The sequence below is a fragment of the Coleofasciculus sp. FACHB-1120 genome (assembly GCF_014698845.1).
In the GTDB taxonomy this organism is placed as follows: Bacteria; Cyanobacteriota; Cyanobacteriia; order Cyanobacteriales; family FACHB-T130; genus FACHB-T130.
Genome location: NZ_JACJTV010000051.1, coordinates 1 through 22,784 on the forward strand (window position 1 = coordinate 1; position 22,784 = coordinate 22,784).

Sequence of the window (22,784 nt, forward strand, 5' to 3'; positions counted from 1 at the left end):
TTTACCGGTTTTGACGACATGAGTTGACTGACAAACGGGGCAAGTTGGTTGGGAATCAGACATAGAGCTTCTGATGGAACAGTATCTCTCCTATCCTTACATCTTTAGGACTACCCAACGCAACATAGCGCCTTCAACGCAGACCCTAGCGTTAAGTGCGCTGCTGTTTCTTTATCGACAAGTGTTACACATTGACTTACCTTTCATTGATGATATTTGAACGTGCCAACAAACCAGAGTGGCTACCTGTAGCTTTTAGTCGCTCTTGATGGTGTTGAACACCTGATCGTGAGCCTGCTCTATGGTAGCCAACATTCCGCAGGTTGACGCTCGGTTTTTCTTGTGAATCGCACAGTCTAGTTTCTGGAATCTTTGCACAGAGGGAGTTTCAGTATCAGGGGGATGACGGGTGCGATGGTCAAAGGCAGACCCTTGGGGCCATCGCGCCCGCCCTTTATAGAGCGATCGCAGAAGCCCTCCGGCGACCGCACGCTCTAGCGCATCGGCTCCTGCTCGATCACCACGCCCTGCCCATGAAGTTCATTAGTTCTATGTGTTTTATGATGAAAAGATGCAAAAGCTTACGATCACCCGACCCGACGACTGGCATCTACATCTACGCGACGGTGCGGCTCTGAAAGCGGTTCTGCCCCACACGGTTCGTCAGTTTGCCCGCGCTATCATCATGCCGAACTTGAAGCCCCCAGTCCGCTCGGTAGCTGATGCGGCGGCTTATCGCGATCGCATCCTTGCAGCAATTCCGGCTGGCAAACAGTTTGAGCCACTGATGACGCTCTACCTCACCGACAACACCAGCCCCGAAGAAATTATCCGGGCTAAAGAATCCCAGTTTGTCAAAGCGGTCAAGTACTACCCAGCCGGTGCAACGACCAATTCAGACTTTGGTGTGACGGACATTCGTCAGTGCGATCGCGTCTTTGAAGCGATGCAGCAGGTAGACATGCCTTTACTACTGCACGGGGAAGTGACCGATCAAAGTGTCGATATGTTTGATCGTGAGAAGGTATTTATCGAGCGACAGTTGATCCCCCTCAAGCAGCGATTTCCTAACCTGCGCGTGGTGCTTGAACACGTTACCACCTCAGATGCTGTGCAGTATGTCCTGTCTGCAAACAACATCGCTGCAACGATCACCCCACAACATTTGTTATTTAACCGCAATATCCTATTTCAAGGTGGCATTCGCCCCCATTTTTATTGCCTGCCAATTTTGAAACGTGAGGAGCATCGCCTGGCCCTTCTGCAAGCGGCAACCTCTGGCAATCCTAAGTTTTTTCTTGGCACCGATAGCGCCCCCCATCCCCGCAATGGCAAAGAAAGTTCCTGTGGCTGTGCGGGTTGCTACTCGGCTCTGCATGCGATGGAGTTATACACAGAAGCTTTTGAGAGCGTTGATGCACTCGATAAACTTGAAGCTTTCGCCAGCTTCTATGGGCCAGATTTTTATCAACTCCCGCGCAATACTGAACAGATTACTTTGGGCAGAACGACCTGGCGCGTTCCCGATGAAGTGCCATTTACTGAATTCGGACTTGTGCCCTTACGGGCAGGTCAGGAGATGACGTGGCAAATGCTTGACGCTAGCATGGCTGAAGCTAATTGATTTGGATGATCGTGTAATAGACACGCTATTCCTTAGTGATTGATGGTCGAAGAATCGGCAAGGACTCTTTACGACGCAAAAAAGATCTGTTTTGGAGAGGGCTAACGGCAAAGCTAGCCGGACAGAAACAATCTCTCCAACTTAACCGAATAGCTTATGCTCCGTTCCGGTTTAGCGTAGTGTTAGCTGGCGGTTGATGGGGTGACAAGCAGACTAGACAGAAGAATGGAACAGAGCCATAACCCGCAAACCTCTCTGGAAATAGGAGAGCTTATGAGGTGAAACTGGTCGAAAGCACTCAGCCAAATTGGAAAAAAACTCTAGCCCAGCGACCCAAAAAGTGCCATACAAACCGACCCAAAAACAACTGTGTCGTTGCTGTGTGCGTGCCAATTCAGTTAAACGAGCAATGTAGTGTTGCACACCAGCATTTTTGAGAGTTCTGCCCAAAAAAGTAGCACAAGTATAAGCCAGAGCAATTAATAAAACGCTAGTCCTGCATAGCGGGAATTAAACAGATATTAAGCCCAAATAAAGCCTAAAGAAGCCTTGTAAGCGACAAATAGTCACGATTATGATTCAACCACTCCACAAAGCGGAAAGACATCGCTGTGCGAAACGCTTCTAATGCCTCAACAAAGGTGTTTAAAGGTTTATTCGCCCACCTTCGTCTTAGTCCTCCGGTTAAGGTGCGCTACAAAATAAACGTATAAGCACAAAATACAAGAATGAAATGCCAAAGTTCGCTTCTAGAATCTCTGACTTGATATTCCTTAAGCCCCAGCCATCATGAGAGCTTCACGATAAAAAACCTCCACCCAATTCCTTGGAGTATAGGTGGTTAGTATCCACTCAGCTATGGCAATGCCAGAGCCAACATTGGTAATAAAATAGTCAACATCACTGGCTTGGTTGAAGGAGCAGGCATTCATGACGATAGCAATTGTTCTGGTTCCTTCAAGCTGTGAGAGTTTAACTTCAACAGTGGCTACCCAAACGATTTTCGGTTTATCCTTATTGAGTTGATTGAGTTGAACAGGGGCAAAAGCTTCAACAGGCAATGATGCAGCTAACTTTTCTAACCGAATCTCTTCTTGTTTATCGGACTGTATTTGAGTTATCACCTTGCGGTTTTTGGCTAATCCCCCTAGATACTTTAGTCTGGTTTTTTCTAGTTCCAGCAGAAATGTTGTGTTATTTCCATAGCCCGCATCAATTAGCACAATACCCGGTTAATATCCTCTCGTAAGGCTGCGGTCTATTAGCATTAAAGCTAGCTCCGGTTTTTTCTGGAACTCAAGGTCTTTTTTCCCAGAGCTAAAGAACTGGCGTGTTGATATAACTCTATATCCAACGGTAGGCTTTTTTTCCGTCATAAAGATGTGTTGTTACCACCACAATTCCGTTCTCGGTTTTCCCGATTTCTCCAATGTACTACCGTCCTATCCCCACCGTAAAATTCCCACTTTTTCGATGCCCTGAATCGTCAACGATTAATATGAATCTTCTACTTGTCCGAGGAAAGGCTACACTGATTCATCACGTGTAAACGGCGCTCATTTACCTGTTGAGCATCCCAAAGCGCTTCTGTTAAAAAATGGTGTAATCAGTGGTATGTTACTCCCACGGCGTTATCCGCCATTTGAGATAGGTTTTTTTCGGTCACTTTCCCCTAATAAACCTCCGACATAATTCCTAAACTCCCGTTTTTGCGCTTGATGTGTCCAGATATCATCAAAGCGTTTACACCATCTCTCGAAGCAAGGAGGCATTGCAGCGGGAGTTGTCTCTTTCATGACTCAAGCCTTAACGTAAAATGCTTTCCCTATTTGAATTATAGCTTTATGGGGCTTTTTCTTCGTTTAAGTCCCGTTAACTCGTTAGTATGATTTTTTTATGCAGAGAAGGCTAGGGAAAAGACTTGTTAATCAGAAAAACTTGTAGTTCCTCTGCGTAACTCTGCCCTTTCCTCTGGTGCCCTTTGCGCTAAAAAATCACTACTCTATTTGAAAAATTCGTAAGCCCCAATGTCATGCTTTAGCCCTAGGGGTCGGCTCGATCCTGCATAATCATTTGTGACTTGAGTAAGCGTAGTACCCGTTTCAATTGCTAGTGAACCAAGCTTCAGCTTGTAGTCAGTTGCTACCGTAGTTCCCGGATTTACCAGCAACGGGTTGGAAGTGATATCGCCGGTACCCACAGCAATACCCGCACTGCCACCATACCAACCGTTATTCCGAAATGCCAATCCAGTTTTGGCTGGAATTTCCGTCATTGCGACACTGCCAGTTTGGTAGAAAATGTTGTTGGCAATCAGATTGTTTGTATGTCCTGGATCGCTATGGATCAGGAGGATGGCTCGCGTCGCTTTGTAAAAGGTATTGTTGGCGATAACAAAGTTCTTCAAGCCTCCGCCTCTGCCGTAAGTTGAAAAATAGGCAAAACCTGTATTTCCTCCAGTGACAATGTTGTTGCGGATTTTAATATTATTCACTGGGTTGGAAAAATCGTAGTATTCATTGGCTGCCTGAATTCCACTAGCTGGTTTACCATCTCGGTAGAAGTTTGTGTTATTGGTCGTGTAAATGTGGTTTCGTTCTACCGTAATGTCAGTGGCGTTGTCTAGGTACAGATTCACGCTGTAGTTGTCATGCACCTTATTCTTAGAAGCTACACCGCCCTTAGTCAGAATAAAGTCGATCCCCTCGCCGTAGTTCTGATATACGTGGTTGTTGCTGATGGTAATATTGCTGGCTCTGCCACTGGCGATCCCTTGATCCCAACCCCCGCTAAGAGTACGGCTTTTGTTCGCAAGGCAATTCAAGTAAACGGTATTGCCGTCGATTCGGATGTTTGATGCTGTGGTCATATCTTTGTCGTAACCGACAAAGATACCGTTTCTGTAGGAGTTGTAAATGGTGTTGTTGAGGATCTGGAGGTTGTTGCCACCCCAGGACACAATGCCTGTAAATTTGGAGTTTTTTACTTCAAACCCCTTGAAGATGTTGTATGCGCCAGCTAGATTCACGATGTTGGTGTTGCTTGGCGTTTTACTTCCATCTAAAATTGCTTTCTCGCCTGGATAGGATTGATAGCGAATCGGATTACTGGAGGTGCCGATGCTGCCGATGTATTGTTCTTTGGTAAAGCTGTAGGTACCTCCTCGAACGTATACTGTGTCGCCAGGCTTTGCCTTATAAGCTGCGTAGGTGATGGTGGCAAATGGACTGCTCTGGGTTCCAGAATTGCTATCGCTGCCATTCGTCGCAACGTAGTAGGTGGTAATCGCAAGTCCTGGTTTTGCTCCCAGTCCGAGGCTAATTATCGGGGCACCAAAAATCAACAGCAGGCTCAATCCAGAAGAGTGTACTTTAGACATTTTTTACTTCGTTGGTAAACAACAAGGAAGCTAGACATAAGGCTGCTGTGCAGTTTTAGGAAGCTTCATCAAAACTTCATAAAACTGGTCTGCTAAATCCTAACCGTCATGGATATTTACTCAAATCAGTGATTTGGCGGAGAAATTGTTTAAAGAAATCGTGGAATTAAGTAAAAATTCGCTTTTACTTCCACATTCTTTCTTCAGCCTTGATTTGCTGGTAAAAATAAACAAGCGATCGCTACAGCACAACCAACAAAATACTCCCTACTTGTAGGAGTAGGGGTCAATTATCCGGGGTGCTTTTATGACCACGTCTTTCCTAACAAGGAGAAGCCAACGGTATGCAAAGAGTTGTAGTTTCTCTGCTTACCTTTGCGTGTATGAGCTATCTTCGTAACGATGAGTTAGCACATTCTTCGTGCTGTCAAGTGTGAGAAATATTTCTCATCACGAATGCTTCATCTACTGCGTCCTATGCCTTAGAAAAGCACTCGCACTCTTGTCTACTGGAAATACTCGTAAGCCCCAATGTCATACTTTAGCCCTAGAGGTCGGCTCGATCCCGCATAATCATTCGTGACTTCACTGAGCGTAGTACCCGCCTCAATCGCTGGTGAACCAGCCTGAAGCTTGTAGTCACTTGCTACTGTGGTTCCCAAATTTACCAGCAGCGGGTTGGCAGTGATATCACCGCTACCCGCAGCAACACCTGCACTGCCACCGAACCAAGCGTTATTCCGAAATGTCGATTTAGTTTTGTCTGACATTTCCGTCATCTCGCCGTCGCCAGTTTGGTGGAAAATGTTGTTGGCAATTAGATTACTCTTATGCCCTTTATCATCTTCGATGAGAAGCATGGCTCGTGCCGCTTTGTAAAAGGTGTTGTTAGCAATTACAAAGTTTTTCATGCCCCCGCCGTTGCCATAGCTTGAATAGTAGGCGAAGCCTGTAATGCCCCCGATGACAATATTGTTGCGGATTGTGATGTCTTTAACTGGATTGGAAGATCCATAGGGTTCATTAGCTGCCTGAATCCCGCTAGCTGGTTTACCGTAACGGTAAAATTCCTTGTTGTTAGTGGTGTAAATGTGGTTTCGCTCTACTGTGATGTCCGTGGCGTTATCTAGGTAAAGATTTACGCTGTAGTTGTCACGCACCTTATTACCAGAGGCGACACCGCCGTCGGTGAGAACAAAGCCGATTCCCTCACCATAGTTCTCATACACATGGTTATTGCTGATGGTTATGTTACTCGCCATACTGCTGCCGATCGCTTGCGGCCATCCACCATCTGTGTTACGGCTCTTATTTACCAGACAATTTGAGTAAACGGTATTATTTTTGATCTGGATGTTTGAGGCGGTGGTCATATTTTTGTCGTAACCGACGAAGATAGCGTTTCGGTAAGAGTCCTGAATGACGTTGTTGAGGATTTTGATATTCTTACCGCCCCAAGAGACAATTCCTACAAATTTAGCGTTGTCTAGTTCAAAGCCCTTGAAGATGTTATGTGCGCCAGCTACGTTCACTATGTTGGTATTGCTTGGCGTTTGAGAGCCATCTAGGATTACTTTCTCGCCTGGATAGGATTGGTAGCTAATCGGATTGCTGGAGGTGCCGATGCTGCCGATGTATTGTTCTTTAGTAAAGCGGTAGGTACCTCCCCGGACATATACCGTATCGCCTGGGTCTGCCTTGGTAGCTGCGTAGGTGATGGTGGCAAATGGGCTGTTCTGACTTCCAGAATTACTATCACTACCATTGGTTGCAACGTAGTAGGTGGTTATAGCTAGTCCTGGCTTTGCAAGCCCGAGGCTAAGAATGGGAGCAGAAAGAATCAACAGCAGTCGCGATCCAGAAGACTGTATTTTAGACATTTTTTTCCTCTTCGGAAAAGAACAAGAAAGCTAGACATGGCTCTGCTGTGCCTTTTTAGGAAGCTTCATCAAAACTTCATAAAATCGGTCTGCTAAATCGTAGCCGTCGTTAATACCGATTGAGATCCGTAATCCTACTGCGATTTTTTGGGGAAAACGCTGAAATGCAGTAAAAAACTGGCTCTATTTGTAGGCTCTTTCTGTAGTCTCCGCTTGCGTTTGCAAAAAAGTTACATACAATCTAACAAGGATACTGAAACTGGACTTCATATAAAGAATATATATAAGCGATCGCAAGCCAGCCGGAATAAGGTGTAACCCAAAGAATTATGGTGCTTGTAGCGCTTTTTCTTGACCGTAAATCCCCAATTATTGCGAATAACTTTAACTTATGCCCGGATTTGAGGACGAATACGTTACGCTGGCAAAGAGCGCATCCTATGTACTCACAAGGTTTTGAATCCTTTTTCACCTACTTCGCCAAGGTTGGGGATCGCTAACTCACCCTAGCCAACAAAAAGCCCCCTGCAAGCAGGGGGCTTTTAACCGAAGTTCGTTTTATAACTAAGTACTGACTAATTCTGACTGCATCTCAGACTGGGCTGGTTCTTCCTCAGCGATCCCGTAAATGGAATTGTACAGTTTGACATACTCCTTGGCGGATGTATCCCAACTGAAGTCCATCTCCATCCCCCGCTTCTGCAACTCCTGCCATTGCGGTTTGAAGCGGAAAGCTTCCCATGCCCGAACCATACAGGTGTAAAGGTCTAGGGGTTCATAGCGGTCGAAGGAGTACCCCGTACCAGCGTGGTTCACTGGATCGTGGAAAGAGACAGTATCTACTAAGCCACCCGTGCGACGGACAATCGGCACGCAGCCGTAACGCATCGCCAGCATTTGGCTAATGCCGCAAGGTTCAAAGCGGCTAGGCATGAGGAAAGCATCGCTACCGGCATAGATGCGTCTGGAGAGAGCATCGTTATAGAGTAAGTAGTTTGCCATGCGCCCAGGGTAGCGGGAAGCCATTTGCCACATCTGGGTTTCGTAATAGCGATCGCCTGTACCCAGCAGGACAAACTGAGCATCGGTATACGCCATGAAGCGATCGAGCATTTGAATCACAAGATCGATGCCCTTCTGCTCCACCAGTCGCGTTACCATGCCAATCACAAAGGCATTTTTGTTAACTTCTAAGCCGACTTCTTCTTGCAGTGCAATTTTGTTGGCTTGGCGTTTCTCAAGAGTATCAATTGTGAAAGTCTGAGGAATGTATTTGTCAGTGGCGGGATCGTAAACCTCAGTATCGATGCCGTTGACAATACCGGATAACTTTCCGCTAATGAAAGACAGCAAGCCTTCCAAGGTTTCGCCATAGGCGGGGGTTTGAATTTGTTGGGCGTAGGTAGGGGAAACGGTGTTCACCTTGTTTGCAAATTGCACCGCTGCTGCCATTGTGTTATGCCCTTGCATATACCAAGGACACCAAGTAATTTTGTCTAAATACCAACGCCAAGGCCCTTGATAAGCCAGATTATGAATCGTAAAGACGGTGGTAATATCGGGATCTTGGTTCATCCACACTGGAATCATTCCAGTGTGCCAGTCGTGGCAGTGGATAACTTGCGGCTTCCAGTAATTCCAGCAAAACTCTGCTGCACCGTTGGCAAACAGGGTGAACCGCCATTCTTCATCGTCCCCAGAGTAGATGCGACGTGGCATGAAAGCGGGATGACCAAATAGGTACAATGGCACATCGGTTCCAGGCAGAACGGTTTCATAAACTGCGAACGACTGGAACATGGCAGAACCCGACCAAACAGGGTCTTTGGGAATCTCCATTTTGTCGGGCAGCATACCGTAGTAAGGCATGAAGATTCGCACATCATGCCCCATTTTTCGCAGAACTTTGGGTAAGGCACCAACTACATCACCCATACCACCTACTTTGGCGATGGGCGCTGCTTCAGCTGCAACAAACAGAATTCGCATTATTGCTCGCGTTTCCTGAAATATTTTGGTTACATCATACCGAGTCAGGGGATCGCCTACCCGATTTTGGATTTGGATCTTGGATTAATGACCGCGTCCGACTTCGGTAAAAATCTCTTCTAAAATTGCTGAAGCTCCCTGTTCCCGTAACCGATGGGCAAGCTGAATTCCGATTTGTTCAGCATCGCTGGCAGCACCGCTAACGGTATCTTTAATCATCCGCTTGCCGTCTAAACTGGCAACCATCCCGGTTAAGGTGAGTGTATCGCCGTCAATCTGAGTATTTACCCCGATTGGCACCTGGCAGCCACCTTCTAGCTTCCGTAAAAAGGCTCTTTCGGCGTAGCAGCGTTGAGCCGTGGGTTGATGCTCTAGTACCTTAAGTAACTCTAGAATTTCGGTGTCACCAGCACGGCATTCGATGCCTAAAGCACCTTGCCCGACGGCATGAAGGGACACTTCAGGGGCAATAACTTGATGAACGCGATCGCTCATTCCCAGGCGGTGCAATCCTGCTACTGCCAAAATAATTCCGTCGTATTCGCCTGTATCTAGTTTTGCCAGTCGGGTGTTTAGGTTACCCCGAATATCCTTAAACGATAGGTGCGGATAGTGGTGGCGCAGCTGTGCCAGTCGCCGCAGGGAAGAGGTTCCAATTACAGCCCCTTCTGGCAGGGTTTCCAGTTGCTTATCTTTGTGCTTTTCATGCACGACAAGCGCGTCTGCCGGATTTTCCCGTTCGCTAACGCATCCTAAAACCAATCCCTCTGGCAAGTTGGTGGGCAAATCCTTCAGGGAATGCACGGCAAAGTCTGTCTCTTGGTTGAGCATTCCCAGTTCGAGTTCTTTCGTAAAGAGTCCCTTATCGCCAATCTTGGCTAAGGCAACATCTAGAATTTTGTCCCCTTGAGTCGCCATCGTGTGGACTTCAAAGGTACATTCGGGAAAGTGTTTCTGGAGTTGTTCTTGCACCCAGTAAGTCTGGACGAGTGCGAGTTGGCTTTTGCGAGAACCGATGCGGATAGTACGAGCCGGACTAGAAACTGTAGGAGACATAAAGCGATCGCCTGAACACAGCAAATAAAGTCACCTGTTCTAGACTACCGCAGCCGTGGCTGTAATAGGTCTGGAGTTTGATGCCAACACTCTCAAGATAAGTTAAGTAATATGAATTCTCCCGGATGCTGGAAGCGAGCCAGTCATCGTTGATGGATGTTTGGCAGGGACAGCATCATGGTATAGAGCGAGCGACTGAATACAGCAAATCAAGTCGCCTGTTCTAGACTACTGCAAGCGTGATTTTTATAGGCTTGTCAGCTGAGCCGATACAGTAGAAAGATTAGACTCTCCTGAACGATTGTTAGTAATGCTCCCGATGTTTCGGCTGAAGTACCCCGTTGAGCAAAGCAATCCGCCTCTTTCTGCGAGGGAAACTCTGCCCACGATGTACGATTTACCCAGTGAAAATCCAGAGGAACCCGGTTTGCCTGACGAATTTCACGATTTGCAATCCCAACTGCTAAGCTTTTGCTTTTGCCCCCCCAACTATCCACCAGAACAGATATTTAGTGCCAGTAACTTAAATCTTTACTATGATGTCCATCACCAAAATTGGTACAAACGACCTGATTGGTTTGGAGTCGTAGGGGTGTCGAGGCTTTATGACAAGAAAGACTTACGCCTGAGCTATGTAATTTGGCAAGAAGGGGTTAGTCCGTTTGTAGTGGTGGAATTACTGTCTCCCAGCACAGAAAAAGAAGATTTGGGAACAAGGGAAGCTAACCAACCTCCAATCCAACCACCCACTAAGTGGGAAGTTTACGAACAGGTTTTGCGGGTGCCTTACTATGTAGTTTTTGATCGCTCTATCGATCGATTCCAAGGCTTTACTCTTATTTCTGGTCGTTACCAAGAAATAGAATTGACCGAAGCCAGAATTTGGATACCATTGCTGGAATTAGGTTTGGGGCTTTGGCAAGGAATGTATCGAGGGATCGATCGCCTCTGGTTGCGTTGGTCGGATGCTCAAGGAAACTTAATTCCTACGGAGGCTGAAGGAGGGCTGCAACAAGCGCAACAAGCCGAACAACGGGCTGAATATTTAGCTCAACGGCTTCGAGAGTTTGGAATTCAACCGTAGTGGAATCTAGCCACTAGAGACACTTTAATTTAAGTGATCGCATAGAAGGACTTTAAAATACCTAATTTACACATCTTCATTATTCCTAAAAGTTATTTATTTAGCAGCGTTAGTACTACTGGATTACTGCACGTCCGCTTGAATCAAAACCGTATATCCACTGATTACTTGAGTAGGAATCATGCCACATTCTCAGTAATATTTCCCTATGCTACAAGAAATGACAATGTTAATTTTTACTATAAGCGTAAACATTAGTGTATTTCTTGACCTGGAAGTATTCACGTAGTAAATCCTTCCTTACATCAAAAACCTAGTCGTAATTTCCATCAAACTCGGATAAACTCACACAGAGGTTTTGAATGACTGAGAATAATAAGAGTCATCGCTTTCAAGGAACTACAGCTTTATTGGGTGGGGTAGCAGCTATTCTCACTGCTGTGGGGTCTTTAGTATTGGCGTTGAAGCCTGAATCACAGACTGCATCCAATATTGCTATTCAACAGCCAATATTAGAAGTGAAAACTTCGCCATCGGTTCAGCCGCAAATTTCAGAGGTTAAAGCAGCACCATCACAAAAACCTTCTACAGATGCACCTCAGAATTCATCACCTGCCCTAGTTACCTCTACAGAAGATACAGTATCTTTGTCTGTATCCAAAACGGTTGAGCATTTACTACAGACGAAAGTATGTCCAGCGTGCAATCTTCAAGGTGCTAACCTTCAAGGTGCTGATCTTCAAGGTGCTGATCTTCAAGGTGCTAATCTTCAGGGTGCTAATTTGAATAGTGCCAGAATAAACAACGCAAAATTAAGTGGAGCAATTCTCAGCGGAGCAAGCTTGAATAATGCTCGTGTACAGGACACTGACTTGAGTGGTGCTAACTTAAGTGGTGCTAACTTAACTAAAGCTCAGCTAAGCTCTGTTAATCTGAGTCATGCTGATTTAAGAAATGCAAATTTGAGTGAGGCTGGAACTTTTAATTCTAATTTCTCTGAAGCTGATTTAAGCGGTTCTAACCTAAATAATGCCTTACTACAAATTACCAATTTTAAGAAAACTAATTTAAACAATGCCAGCCTAGAACTTGTTAGAGATCAAGACTCGAAGTTTGATGAAGCAACTTTTCAGAAGGCAAATCTGAAAAGTTCTAATTTGAGCCGGTTAAAAGATTTGCCAAATATCAACCTTACAGAAACAATAATGCCTGATGGCACAGTCCACAAATAAGTGGGCTGGTCTGCGAAAGAAACGATTACTACACGTTTACTTATTGCTGTTGGTTACTGATTAATATCAGAAAAGTAGCGATCGCATTCCTCACCGATTTCATTTCAGTAGTGCGATCGCATTCTCGCTTTACCTATCGGCGTTGCTTAGATATTGCTCTAATTGCGCTGTCCGCTGTTTTGTTACTTCTGCAAGGCAACTACTGTAAATCATCGGTTCCATTGTTCCGCCTGCAAATTCAGTTCTTTCATAAGTACAACTAGCATCTCTAAACTTTATCCAAGCTTGCTGTGCTGAAATTAATTTCTGTCGCCGCGAACTTTGCAATCTTGGTAGGAGTTGTTTGTATACCTGGTTCAACTTTTTATCTGCATTTTGGTAATCTATTCCAGCACAAGCGTTCATTTCTCCTTGAGTCTGAGGATTATTGCAGTTAGGTCGTTGAGCTACGCGGATTCCTGATACATCGGGTGTTGCATTTGCATTTGTCACTGCTGTAGTTCCTAAACCGAGCAAAGCTGCTACACCTACAATTGCGGGTAATAATTTGTTCATCGTTAAATCTTGAATTGCGTGCAGCCAATAACATAGCAAAAAGGTCATAGCAACAAAGTGTAATGCGATCGCTCTTGATGAGCATCGGCTAGCATTGGCAAATGACGATTCCTTTTAGACCTATCAATCTATTTGAGTACGAAAGGCTAGCCACCCAGCATCTATCTCAAATGGCGCTGGACTACTACGCTAGCGGTGCTTGGGACGAAATCACGCTGCGGGATAATCGAGTAGCTTTTGAGCGCTATAAACTCCGTCCTCGGATGCTGGTAGATGTCAGTCAGCGGGATTTAAGTACCACGATCCTCGGTCAATCTCTACAACTGCCCATTCTCATCGCACCAATGGCGTTTCAGTGTTTGGCGCATCCAGAAGGTGAAATTGCTACTGCTACAGCTGCGGCAAAAATGGGAACTGCGATGGTATTGAGTACCTTAGCAACCAAAAGTATAGAAGAAGTTGCCAGCACCGGAAATCAAACACCGCAGTGGTTTCAGTTGTATGTGCATCGCGATCGCGCCCTCACTCGTAGCTTGGTGGAACGCGCCTATGCTGCCGGTTTTCAGGCGCTGTGTCTGACTGTTGACGCGCCTCTGCTGGGTAAGCGAGAGCGAGATACGCGCAATCAGTTTGTTTTGCCGTTGGGAATGGAACTGGCTAATTTAGCCACGTTGACAGATTTGGAAATTTCCTATAAACCTGGCGAATCGGGTTTATTTGCCTATTTTTTAGAGCAACTGAACCCAGCACTGACGTGGAAAGATTTGGAGTGGTTGCAATCCCTGTCGCCTCTGCCCTTAGTAGTGAAAGGGATTCTGCGAGGAGACGATGCGCTTCGGGCGGTGGAACATGGAGCCAAAGGGGTGATTGTTTCTAATCATGGGGGCAGACAATTGGATGGAGCGATCGCTACCATTGATGCCCTGAGTGAGGTGGTTGCATCTGTGGGAGACACAGCCGAAGTTCTGGTTGATGGCGGTATCCGTCGTGGCACTGATGTTCTCAAAGCCCTGGCATTAGGGGCAAAAGCCGTATTGTTGGGACGCCCAGTGTTGTGGGGATTAGCGGTAGGGGGAGAGGCAGGTGTCCGTCACGTACTGGAACTATTGCGGGATGAACTTGATTTAGCGATCGCTTTGAGTGGCTGCGCCAAGTTACAAGATATTGACTCCAGTTTGGTGCTGCGGTTGTAGGAATGCTTGGTGTTGCGCTTGCCGAAGAGAAGATGCGATCGCGTCTTTAGACTGCAAATTCGCTGTATGTGACTAGGATCACCCCGCCCAAGAAACAGGATCACATTTTTTCCAGTATGTCAATCACCTAATGTTAGATAAAAACTATCCATATTAGTAGTATCAAAATTTTATGCGGTAATTTATCTGCTGCGGGGGGAGTTTGAGATGCTGGAAAAATTAATGGTAGCCGCCACTCTGACCTTCTCCCTCAATGTGTTTTTGGGAAACAGCTGGTCAAGCGCCCCCCAGATGACTTCAGAACTCAATTTGCAAGAAACCGCATCGCAAATTATCAGCCTCTTACCTCGCTCGAATACTCAGACTCCAGAGAATGGCAGTGGTTCTAATTTTGTACGATAAAGTATTGATGTTTTCCTGAATGGTTTATGCTGGGGAAAATAGAGAGCTACCGCTGCACCACTCGATATGAAACCCCAAATCGCCGCAACAGCAGCACTGCTGACGACACTTTCCCTCGCTGCTCCTGCAAAAGCTGAAAACGTCGAACATACTAGACAGTTATTAGCGACTAAACAATGTTCGCAGTGCGACCTCAGTGGTGCGGGTCTAGCTTTAGCTGACTTATCAGGAGCTAATCTAACCGGCGCTGATTTGAGCCGTGCTAATCTTAGTCGTGCCAATTTGAGTGGAGCCGACCTCAGGGGTGCTAACCTGAGCGGGACTTCCCTATTTGGCGTCAATCTGAGCGGTGCGAACTTGACAGGTGCGAACCTGGCAGGTGCTGACCTGAGAGAAACTTTTCTCGTTAATGCAAATTTGGCGGGTGCTAACATCAACGGTGCTAATTTACAGGCGGCTATTGGCATCCCTAGCTACGCAGCCACGCCTGAAGATTTCTACGCATGGGGTGTAGCAGAGGGTCAAAAAGGAGACCAACAAGGCGCAATCGATCATTTCAACCAATCACTGGCTCTTAAGCCCAACTTTGCCCCCGCATATCTAGCCAGAGGAGTGGCGCGTTATCAAATGGGCGATCGCTCCGGAGCCGTTCTGGATTCTCAGAAAGCTTCCGAACTCTTTACCATCCAGGGAAATATTCAAGGCTATCAGACTAGCCAAGTTTTCATTAAAGAGCTGACAACACCTTTGCAGGAAGCGGGTAGCAGCGGCGGAAATTTGGCAAATTTCCTAGGAGGAATTGGGAGCTTACTACTCCGATTGCTTTTTTAAGTCTGCTAACGTGAGTTAAAATACCTGCCCAGTATTTACGAGTCAGTTTATGACGATATCCAGTGATTTGTGGCAGGAAAATCAAGACTTAGCGCAAGCCTGCCTCAAACATCCCTTTGTCCAAGGCATTGCCAACGGTACGCTACACCAGCAGCAATTTGCTTATTACGTGGGACAAGACGCCTTTTTCTTAGAGGCCTTTGCCCGTGCATACAGTATTGCCGCTGCTAAAGCTCCCGACGTAGCGGGATTTAATACGTTTTATGCCCTAGCTGGGGGCGTTTTAGATGAACTTTCCCTTCATCAAGGCTATGCAGATGAGTGGGGAGTAAACCTGCAACCAGTAGAACCGGGAGCCGCTACACGCCGCTACACGGACTTTCTATTAGCAACAGCTTGGAGTTCGGAGGTTGGTCTCATTGCTGTGGCGATGGCACCCTGTATGCGTCTGTATGCTTTCTTAGGTCAGCAGATGGCTCAGGGTGGGATAAAAGACCATCAATACGCTAACTGGATTCGCACTTATAGCAGTAAGGAATTTGAACAACTGGCTCAGAAGTTAGAAAATTTGGCTGACCGTTATGCCTCTACCACAGCAGCTTTGAAATCAGCTTACCGCTATGCGATGTTGTGCGAACGAGACTTCTTTCAAGCTGCCTGGGAGGCTATTGATTTAAAAATTTAGATTTCAATTTATAGCAATTCTCTATTGGATGGAGTACGGTTTAATCCCACCTCTTCACAGAGAAGGGTTTAATATTCTCTCCCCTCTCCGTAAACGGAGAGGGGTTGGGGGTGAGGTTCCGAGTTAAAAAGCAGTGCGGGTTAAGGAGATAGTTCCCAATATTATTGCAATAAGTCTATTTTTATCCCTTGATTTTATCTTTGATTTGCTGCCACAAGCTTTTTGGCTTATGAGTGGATGCCACTTGAGCTGGTTTAGGTTCATTCAGATAACGATAGTGTTCCCAAATATCCCAATACGAACCACCTGGCTCTAGACGGACACCCGCCCAGTGTACAAACTTCAGGGGCTGATTCACTTTAGGATCGACTAATTTGTTGCCTTCCTGCTTAAAATGCGGGCTTCCTGCCCAATTCCCAGGCCCCTTCCCGTTCTCTCGAACAATATTAAATCGTCGAGACATTCGCTTTAATACGAGATAATTAAGAATCGTTTGGTCGGAGTTCAAGACATAAAAATATTCAGGATGAGATGCACAGAATTCAAAAGTATCTTGCAAATCTTGTTGAGTAAGTAGATTTTTCTTTGAACCCCAAAAACCACTATTAAAAACGTCTTTTAATTCATCTTCAGTGAAAATTTCTGTGATTTTGGGTGTAAAAACTTGTTTAATTCCCCCTGTGTATTGATAATCACAGCAGATAAAATCATTCTTTGCAAGATAGTTAAGATTTTCTATAATTTTTTCAAATACAACGATATCAGTATCAATATATAGAAATTCATCGAAAGGACCAAACCAACAGGCTAACTTGCGAAGTAGATTGGGTCTATCTAAAAGGTTGTCACCACACGTCTGCTTAACTAAACTATCTATATTTTCTAATAACTGTAAATCTTCGTAGATTTTTACCCCGTAAGACTTAGTAATAATATCAGCGATCGCTTGATATTGATTGTTATAGGGAATCATCACAATCGGACTATCAGCGTCATAAACGCGAATACTATTCAATAGCGCGATCGCATTATCAATAACGCGATCGTTAGCAAGAATATAAATACCACGGCTCATTCAAATATCCTCAACTGGTGAATCCAATTTTCTTTAAAACTCTTTTCGCTAAACTCGGTGGCTGATTGTAAGGTTCCGGCTTGGTTGTAAACTGAGGTCGCTTTTCTGGTTCGTGAAGATAGCGATAATGCAAGAAAATATCCCGGTAGGGAAAATCAATATTTTCTCCCCCACAAACCCTTGGAAACAATTTTGATGACAGCCCAATATAGTGTAGATAGGTCAGTCGTTTGCCCCGATCGTATAGAATATTATTCCTAGCTTCAAAATGAGAAGAAGTAACCGCGTTGCCAGTCTTTTGGTCGTCAGGTAAATGCAGCGCCAAGTTATAAACTGGAATCTCGCCTCGCATCGTCATATAGTTAAGAACTGATTGGTTAGGCGCGGGCATAAATAAAATTTCAGCCTCGTCTTCCTCTAGTTTAGAGACCAACCAATCTCTTTGTTCCTGGGGAAATAGCCCTCGTTTCCCAGCATACATTCCAGCACAAAATATCTCTGTACTCAGCCGAGTTTTATCCACAACTTCTAGTAACTTCGGTGACTGGAGATTAAAAATATGACCAGGAGATTTATACTGAAAATCATAAACTACAAAATTATTTTCATCTAATTTATCAAAGATAGTTTTTAACGAATCCATGACTACGATATCGGCATCTAAATAGATGAACCTTTCAAAAGGACTATCTATATCGAATGCACAGTATCGCCGATTCATTCCTATCCGATTAACACCCGAAATTCCTTGTTCTTGCCAGGTTTTTAAAGCAGTTGGATGAGCTGTCCATACCTGCTTAGAGAAATCTTCCCAACGAGCAAACAAGTTAACATCGTCCAGTAAAGTTACATTTTCACGATTAGCAATTTCTGCACGAACTTGGTCTAGTCGATTATCATAGGCAATAACGCAGACTGGGATTTCTTTACCAACATTGGCTTCTATGCTATTTAATAGAGCAACGAGTTGATCGTAGACTACATCATTCGCCAGTGTATAGATGCCGTCTGTCATATAAAAATCCTCAGCAGGTTAACTTGAATAATACCTTAAAATTTTTTTAGGAGCTTCCTGATGTCTAAAACACAAAGGCAGAATTAATGTCAATTGCTAGCTGTTCACTATGGATTTTGGTAGCGCGAACTGATCTGCCGTTCATGATGCACACCATTCCTCATCTAGTGAAGATGAGTAAATTAAAGTTTAGCGAACGGGTGTTGGCTGTAGATACGGCACCGCTAACGGGGGACAAAGTCGGGCGTCCAGGCATCGGTACTCTAGAAGAGTTGCGGGAGCGCTGCGATCGCTTGCTGCGTGATGGTGTGGTAGACAAGGTAGTCGATATTGACTACTCCGGAGCCTATCACGACCGAGTATATCGCAAACATTTTGGCAGCCGCATCCGGTATACACATAACTATAAGGGCTATCCCATTTTGGGCACGATTTTTCACATTGAAGAAGCCCAAGGTGATTATATGCTTCACTATGACAGCGATATGCTGCTCCACCAACAACCTGATTATAGCTGGGTGGAAGAGGGGATAAAGTTGATGCAACAAAATCCAGAAGTCATGGCAATCAGACCGCTGACTGGGCCACCGACGGAGGATGGTAGTATGTATCAACGGATGCCCTATGAGCGAGACCCACACGGCTTCTACACATTTAAATTTTTCAGTAGTCGCATTTACTTAATTGACAAGAAGCGCTTCGACAAGTTACTGCCATTACCAGTGCTGTGGCGTCCTTATCGGCAAAAGATTGCCAATCGACTACCAGTGAGGTTACAAACGATATTGAACAATATCGCTGGCAAAGGGGCTTTGGATTCTTGGGAAGTGATGGTATCTAACCAACTGGAGGCGACGCAGTATGTCCGAGGGGTTCTCGATTCTCCGAAAGCCTGGACGGTTCATCCAAAAGACCGGGGTTCAGAATTTATCGAAGCTTTACCTAAAATAATCGAGAAGGTGGAAACAGGGTGGTATCCTCCGGAGCAAGCCGGTCATTATGACCTTCAGTTGAAATATTGGCTTTAAGGGAAAGGTTGAAGAGTTCCTAACTCTAGCTTGATTTCTCAGCGCTCTGCTAGTAACCTATCGCTCATCCATAACCCCTCATGGCTGAAAAGTTACCGCCGATTTATTTTTATCTTCCCGAATCAGACTGGTCGGATATCAATTTATCGGTAACTCCTGATACCTACCAAGAAGTTTATAAAAGCGGAAAGTCTACTGGCACGTACAACTGGATTTTCCAAACCTATCTTCGCCTTAAAGCTGATGGTTTCCCCTGTGAAATAGCGAGAAACATGCCTGCTGAGGGTATTGTTGTTGCTTGGACAAGTAGTGTAAGGCACGAGCTGCAACCAGGGCCCAAACTACTCTTGGTTATTGTTTGTGGAGATAAAGCGAAACACCCCTACGCGCAGCTTCATGTTGTCCAAAATCGCCAGGAAATGCTCTACCCACACGTACACATTGGAGATAAATATTTAGTTCCAGGAGAGAAATATTTTATTCCGCATTGGCCTCATCCAGGGTTGATTCCTCGCGATCGCGCACGAGGCGATCGCTTTGAGAATGTTGCTTATCTGGGACGTAAAGAAAATTTGGTAGTTGAGCTGAGGCAGCCGTCGTGGCAAGAACAGATGAATGCTTTAGGTTTGCGTTTTCAGGTAGTGAGAAATCCAGCGCTTTGGAACGACTACAGTGAAATTGATGCAACTGTCGCTATACGCAGCTTGAATCCTAAAAATGACTACTACTGGAAACCGGCTTCAAAGCTCTATAACGCTTGGATGGCTGGTGTACCAGCCATTCTGGGACGCGAGTCTGCTTACCAAACTGAACGCAAAAGCGAACTCGATTATCTAGAGGCAACTTCGATTGATGAAGTGGTTCTGGCACTCAAACGCCTTCGCGATGACAAAGAGTTGCGTCGTGCAATAGTTGAAAATGGTAAGCTGCGTGCGGAGGAACTACAACCCGATCGGCTCGTCACTCAGTGGCGCACCTTTTTAACAGATATAGCAGTTCCAACTTACGAACGCTGGTGTACGGCTTCAAATTCGACTAGGAAAGTATTTTTAATGCGCCGTGACTTAGGTACGCAAACAAAGAGAGTTCGCATTCGCCTAAGCAACCTCTTACACAAAATAAAAACCATGTAGGATTTGCCTGGAATTAACAGTTTTCGCCAATTCCTTGAATCACGGATGGTTTTCTAAATACTCTTATGACTGACAAGCTACCACAAATTTATTTTTATATTCCCCAAAATGACTGGCCTGCTGGTGAGCTACCGGAGAGCATTAACACTTACTGGCAGTGGCAGTGTTCTATAAATGGCGGTCGTGGAATCTATAATTGGACGCTGCAAACGTATCTTCACCTGAAAGCAGATGGGTTCCCATGCGAACTTGTAGGAACGATACCTAGCGAAGGAATTGTCGTTGCTCATCGAGACTCCCTGCCAGATAATCTGCAACCTGGAGCGAAATTGCTATTCGTTTGCATTCTTGGAGATAAAGGACGACACTCCTATGCACAGCTGCATACTGTGCAAAATCCTCGCGAGGAGATGCTTTTATGGCCATTTTGGAAAAGCGAATACATCCGGTTTTGGCCCCAACCAGGGTTGCTACCTCGCAGTGATACTCGAGGAGATCGATTTGAGAATATTGCTTTTGTTGGTCGTGAGAGGGAACTGGCGTCTGAACTTTTAGATTCGTCATGGCAGGAACATCTGAATGCTTTAGGGCTGCGTTGGCAAATAGTCAGCCGCGATCGCTGGAATGATTACAGCGAAATTGATGCGGTTCTTGCTGTGCGTGACTTTAACAGTCAAAAAGACTATTCTTGGAAACCAGCTTCAAAACTAATTAATGCATGGCATGCAGGCGTACCGGCAATTCTTGGGCGTGAGTCTGCCTTCCGCCTTGAGCGAAAAAGTGAACTGGATTATATAGAAATAAATTCCCTTCAAGAAGCACTTGCGGCGCTCCAGCGTCTGCGTAATGATGCACAACTACGTCGTGCAATGATTGGCAATGGTCGAATTCGTTCGCAAGAAAGTCACCCGGCAAAGCTTGTGGCTCAATGGCGCAACTTCTTAACAGATGTAGCTGTTCCAGACTACAATCGCTGGTGTAGGGCATCCAATTTGGCTAGACATACTTTCTTGATCCGCCGCGATCTGGATATTAAAACGCAGGGTATGCGAAGCCAAATCCGCCGTGTAAAGGGACAAATTACAGGTCCTTTGAAATCACTGGTGTCTCAATCTAGAACTTCCCCATCTAAATCGTGAAACAACAAAGCGAACGTCTAGACTGCTGGACTTGAAAGAAGGCTCAGGAAGTTGAAGGATAACAGAGCGGCAGGATGTTCATCATAAATGCGTCTGCCGCTGTTGCTTTCGGGACAAATATATAACCATGATGAGCTATGAGCGATCGCTTACCCCCTATTTATTTTTATATTCCTAAAGGTGATTGGCCCTCAGTCATGCCAAAAAGTGTCGATTCTTATTGGCAGTGGCAGAACAACACAGGAGGAACCTATCGGAGTGGCAAATACAATTGGACATTACAGACGTATCTTTACCTGAAAGCTGATGGTTTTGAGTGTGAATTGATAGATGCTATACCGGCTGAGGGAATTGTCGTAGCCCATCGAGACTTTTTGCCTTTTAATTTGAAGCCAAACCCAAGCGTCTTATTTGTTTGCATTCAGGCAGATAGACCCAATCATCCCTACGCCCAGATTCATCTAGTACAAAATCCCGAAGATGAAAAAATCAGTCAACCTGTGCCTTTGTGGAGTAGTCACTACATCCCTTATTGGCCTCAGCCAGAATTAATTCCTCGCAACCAAGCACGAAGCGATCGCTTTGAAAACGTTGGCTATTTCGGAATCCGGTACAATTTAGCACCTGAGTTAAAAGCTCCATCTTGGGAGCAACAACTGAATGCTTTAGGCTTACGTTGGCAGGTCGTGCCTCCCGATCGTTGGAATGATTATAGCGATATTGATGTAGTTGTCGCTGTACGCAGCTTTAACTATCAAGGGTCGTACATTTGGAAACCTGCCTCAAAATTAGTGAACGCTTGGCACGCAGGTGTACCGATTATTTTGGGTCGAGAATCTGCCTATCAATTTCTACGACAAAATGAATTAGATTATTTAGAGGCTGATTCATTAACTGACTTAGTTTCGGCGCTTAAGCGTCTGCGAGATGATAAAGAATTGCGTCATGCCATCGTTGAAAATGGTCGGGTTCGTGCTGAAACAACACAACCTGCCAAGCTGGTAGCTCAATGGCGTGATTTTTTAACTAATGTGGCGACCCCAGCATATCAGCACTGGCGCACAGCATCAAGCTTATCCAGACAAATATTTTTGCAACGACGTTTCTTTGTAATCAAAATGGATGGGGTGAAACGTCGCCTAGGAGACCTTGTATCTTATACCCCCAAAGATAATAATTGGAATTAATTAAAAGTAGCTGATTTTTCAGACTTTTAGCTAATTTCCAAGAGGTGTATAAGAGAAAAACGGTGAAGTTAGCTAAATTAACGTGAGTTCGGGATAAGGAAAGGACGAGCAGATAGGCTGAAAGTGTGAAGTTCCAAGCCACCGATATTCGTCCTATGCTTAGTCTAGAAGACCTCTTTTGCTGCGTGCGTCGATGATTTTTGCCAGCAGTTTGAACCTCTTTGGCATCGCCAACTGCTTAGCAACGGATTGTCTAATTGCAATCGCCGACGCAGCTTGTGCTTAAGCTTTCATCAT

The 22,784-nt window shown here is 45.3% G+C and carries 18 protein-coding genes and 2 pseudogenes; 12 read left to right on the forward strand and 8 right to left on the reverse strand.

Features of this window, described 5'->3' with window-relative positions:
- The first annotated feature begins 571 nt into the window (after nucleotides 1-571).
- The gene (pyrC, locus tag H6H02_RS25075; protein WP_190822922.1) at nucleotides 572-1,624 is read left to right on the forward strand and encodes a dihydroorotase; all 1,053 of its coding nucleotides are present in this window, start codon (nucleotides 572-574) and stop codon (nucleotides 1,622-1,624) included.
- A 521-nt stretch (nucleotides 1,625-2,145) separates the two neighbouring features.
- Here pyrC and H6H02_RS25080 read toward each other — a convergent pair.
- The 5 genes and pseudogenes from H6H02_RS25080 to hemC all read right to left on the reverse strand — a co-directional run bounded on the left by H6H02_RS25080 (nucleotide 2,146) and on the right by hemC (nucleotide 9,928).
- Nucleotides 2,146-3,420, reverse strand: a pseudogene (locus H6H02_RS25080) (IS701 family transposase).
- A 206-nt stretch (nucleotides 3,421-3,626) separates the two neighbouring features.
- Entirely contained in the window at nucleotides 3,627-5,003 is a 1,377-nt protein-coding gene (locus H6H02_RS25085) for a right-handed parallel beta-helix repeat-containing protein (protein ID WP_190822924.1), read from the reverse strand.
- Between the two features lie 506 nt (nucleotides 5,004-5,509).
- Entirely contained in the window at nucleotides 5,510-6,883 is a 1,374-nt protein-coding gene (locus tag H6H02_RS25090; protein ID WP_190822926.1) for a right-handed parallel beta-helix repeat-containing protein, read from the reverse strand.
- A 564-nt stretch (nucleotides 6,884-7,447) separates the two neighbouring features.
- The gene (glgA, locus tag H6H02_RS25095; protein WP_190822928.1) at nucleotides 7,448-8,872 is read right to left on the reverse strand and encodes a glycogen synthase GlgA; all 1,425 of its coding nucleotides are present in this window, start codon (nucleotides 8,870-8,872) and stop codon (nucleotides 7,448-7,450) included.
- A gap of 84 nt (nucleotides 8,873-8,956) precedes the next feature.
- On the reverse strand, nucleotides 8,957-9,928 hold the full coding sequence (hemC, locus tag H6H02_RS25100; protein WP_190822930.1) for a hydroxymethylbilane synthase: 972 nt from the start codon (nucleotides 9,926-9,928) through the stop codon (nucleotides 8,957-8,959).
- A gap of 319 nt (nucleotides 9,929-10,247) precedes the next feature.
- Between hemC and H6H02_RS25105 the strand changes: the two genes are divergently transcribed.
- Nucleotides 10,248-11,012 carry a Uma2 family endonuclease gene (locus tag H6H02_RS25105; RefSeq protein WP_190822954.1) on the forward strand — a complete coding sequence of 255 codons (765 nt, stop codon included), beginning with the start codon at nucleotides 10,248-10,250 and terminating at the stop codon, nucleotides 11,010-11,012.
- Nucleotides 11,013-11,374: 362 nt separating this feature from the next.
- Nucleotides 11,375-12,244 carry a pentapeptide repeat-containing protein gene (locus H6H02_RS25110; RefSeq protein ID WP_190822932.1) on the forward strand — a complete coding sequence of 290 codons (870 nt, stop codon included), beginning with the start codon at nucleotides 11,375-11,377 and terminating at the stop codon, nucleotides 12,242-12,244.
- A gap of 129 nt (nucleotides 12,245-12,373) precedes the next feature.
- Here the strand turns inward: H6H02_RS25110 and H6H02_RS25115 are convergent, their stop codons facing one another.
- Complete coding sequence (locus tag H6H02_RS25115; protein ID WP_190822934.1) at nucleotides 12,374-12,799, reverse strand: lysozyme inhibitor LprI family protein; 426 nt, start codon at nucleotides 12,797-12,799, stop codon at nucleotides 12,374-12,376.
- Between the two features lie 101 nt (nucleotides 12,800-12,900).
- On the opposite strand from H6H02_RS25115, the gene H6H02_RS25120 reads away from it, so the two are divergent.
- The 4 genes from H6H02_RS25120 (at nucleotide 12,901) to H6H02_RS25135 (ending at nucleotide 15,910) form a co-directional block, all read left to right on the forward strand.
- Nucleotides 12,901-13,992: an alpha-hydroxy acid oxidase gene (locus tag H6H02_RS25120; protein ID WP_190822935.1), complete on the forward strand. Its 1,092-nt coding sequence runs from the start codon at nucleotides 12,901-12,903 to the stop codon at nucleotides 13,990-13,992.
- A 207-nt stretch (nucleotides 13,993-14,199) separates the two neighbouring features.
- Entirely contained in the window at nucleotides 14,200-14,394 is a 195-nt protein-coding gene (locus H6H02_RS25125; protein ID WP_190822937.1) for a hypothetical protein, read from the forward strand.
- A 66-nt stretch (nucleotides 14,395-14,460) separates the two neighbouring features.
- Nucleotides 14,461-15,225: a pentapeptide repeat-containing protein gene (locus H6H02_RS25130; RefSeq protein WP_190527256.1), complete on the forward strand. Its 765-nt coding sequence runs from the start codon at nucleotides 14,461-14,463 to the stop codon at nucleotides 15,223-15,225.
- Between the two features lie 49 nt (nucleotides 15,226-15,274).
- On the forward strand, nucleotides 15,275-15,910 hold the full coding sequence (locus H6H02_RS25135) for a TenA family protein (protein WP_190822939.1): 636 nt from the start codon (nucleotides 15,275-15,277) through the stop codon (nucleotides 15,908-15,910).
- Between the two features lie 181 nt (nucleotides 15,911-16,091).
- Here H6H02_RS25135 and H6H02_RS25140 read toward each other — a convergent pair whose 3' ends face one another.
- Nucleotides 16,092-16,985: an Npun_R2821/Npun_R2822 family protein gene (locus H6H02_RS25140; protein WP_190822942.1), complete on the reverse strand. Its 894-nt coding sequence runs from the start codon at nucleotides 16,983-16,985 to the stop codon at nucleotides 16,092-16,094.
- Between the two features lie 10 nt (nucleotides 16,986-16,995).
- Nucleotides 16,996-18,000, reverse strand: coding sequence for an Npun_R2821/Npun_R2822 family protein (locus tag H6H02_RS25145; protein WP_190822944.1), 1,005 nt, complete (start codon nucleotides 17,998-18,000; stop codon nucleotides 16,996-16,998).
- Between the two features lie 86 nt (nucleotides 18,001-18,086).
- Between H6H02_RS25145 and H6H02_RS25150 the strand changes: the two genes are divergently transcribed.
- The 5 genes and pseudogenes from H6H02_RS25150 to H6H02_RS28005 form a co-directional block, all read left to right on the forward strand.
- Entirely contained in the window at nucleotides 18,087-19,028 is a 942-nt protein-coding gene (locus H6H02_RS25150) for a hypothetical protein (protein WP_190822946.1), read from the forward strand.
- Nucleotides 19,029-19,108: 80 nt separating this feature from the next.
- On the forward strand, nucleotides 19,109-20,161 hold the full coding sequence (locus tag H6H02_RS25155) for a glycosyltransferase (RefSeq protein ID WP_190822948.1): 1,053 nt from the start codon (nucleotides 19,109-19,111) through the stop codon (nucleotides 20,159-20,161).
- 65 nt (nucleotides 20,162-20,226) lie between these two features.
- Nucleotides 20,227-21,300, forward strand: coding sequence for a hypothetical protein (locus tag H6H02_RS25160; protein ID WP_190822950.1), 1,074 nt, complete (start codon nucleotides 20,227-20,229; stop codon nucleotides 21,298-21,300).
- A gap of 197 nt (nucleotides 21,301-21,497) precedes the next feature.
- Entirely contained in the window at nucleotides 21,498-22,487 is a 990-nt protein-coding gene (locus tag H6H02_RS25165) for a glycosyltransferase (protein ID WP_242040872.1), read from the forward strand.
- Between the two features lie 155 nt (nucleotides 22,488-22,642).
- Nucleotides 22,643-22,784, forward strand: a pseudogene (locus H6H02_RS28005) (IS982 family transposase); the annotation flags it as partial.

What these genes read in the sequence shown, in the direction of transcription:
- H6H02_RS25125 (WP_190822937.1), top strand. Translation starts at nt 14,200, where the DNA reads ATGCTGGAAAAATTAATGGTAGCCGCCACTCTGACCTTCTCCCTCAAT.
- H6H02_RS25165 (WP_242040872.1), top strand. Translation starts at nt 21,498, where the DNA reads ATGCCAAAAAGTGTCGATTCTTATTGGCAGTGGCAGAACAACACAGGA.
- pyrC (WP_190822922.1), top strand. Translation starts at nt 572, where the DNA reads ATGCAAAAGCTTACGATCACCCGACCCGACGACTGGCATCTACATCTA.
- H6H02_RS25105 (WP_190822954.1), top strand. Translation starts at nt 10,248, where the DNA reads ATGTTTCGGCTGAAGTACCCCGTTGAGCAAAGCAATCCGCCTCTTTCT.
- H6H02_RS25150 (WP_190822946.1), top strand. Translation starts at nt 18,087, where the DNA reads ATGTCAATTGCTAGCTGTTCACTATGGATTTTGGTAGCGCGAACTGAT.
- H6H02_RS25090 (WP_190822926.1), bottom strand. Translation starts at nt 6,883, where the DNA reads ATGTCTAAAATACAGTCTTCTGGATCGCGACTGCTGTTGATTCTTTCT.
- H6H02_RS25145 (WP_190822944.1), bottom strand. Translation starts at nt 18,000, where the DNA reads ATGACAGACGGCATCTATACACTGGCGAATGATGTAGTCTACGATCAA.
- H6H02_RS25115 (WP_190822934.1), bottom strand. Translation starts at nt 12,799, where the DNA reads ATGAACAAATTATTACCCGCAATTGTAGGTGTAGCAGCTTTGCTCGGT.
- H6H02_RS25110 (WP_190822932.1), top strand. Translation starts at nt 11,375, where the DNA reads ATGACTGAGAATAATAAGAGTCATCGCTTTCAAGGAACTACAGCTTTA.
- hemC (WP_190822930.1), bottom strand. Translation starts at nt 9,928, where the DNA reads ATGTCTCCTACAGTTTCTAGTCCGGCTCGTACTATCCGCATCGGTTCT.
- H6H02_RS25160 (WP_190822950.1), top strand. Translation starts at nt 20,227, where the DNA reads ATGACTGACAAGCTACCACAAATTTATTTTTATATTCCCCAAAATGAC.
- glgA (WP_190822928.1), bottom strand. Translation starts at nt 8,872, where the DNA reads ATGCGAATTCTGTTTGTTGCAGCTGAAGCAGCGCCCATCGCCAAAGTA.
- H6H02_RS25135 (WP_190822939.1), top strand. Translation starts at nt 15,275, where the DNA reads ATGACGATATCCAGTGATTTGTGGCAGGAAAATCAAGACTTAGCGCAA.
- H6H02_RS25120 (WP_190822935.1), top strand. Translation starts at nt 12,901, where the DNA reads ATGACGATTCCTTTTAGACCTATCAATCTATTTGAGTACGAAAGGCTA.
- H6H02_RS25085 (WP_190822924.1), bottom strand. Translation starts at nt 5,003, where the DNA reads ATGTCTAAAGTACACTCTTCTGGATTGAGCCTGCTGTTGATTTTTGGT.
- H6H02_RS25140 (WP_190822942.1), bottom strand. Translation starts at nt 16,985, where the DNA reads ATGAGCCGTGGTATTTATATTCTTGCTAACGATCGCGTTATTGATAAT.
- H6H02_RS25130 (WP_190527256.1), top strand. Translation starts at nt 14,461, where the DNA reads ATGAAACCCCAAATCGCCGCAACAGCAGCACTGCTGACGACACTTTCC.
- H6H02_RS25155 (WP_190822948.1), top strand. Translation starts at nt 19,109, where the DNA reads ATGGCTGAAAAGTTACCGCCGATTTATTTTTATCTTCCCGAATCAGAC.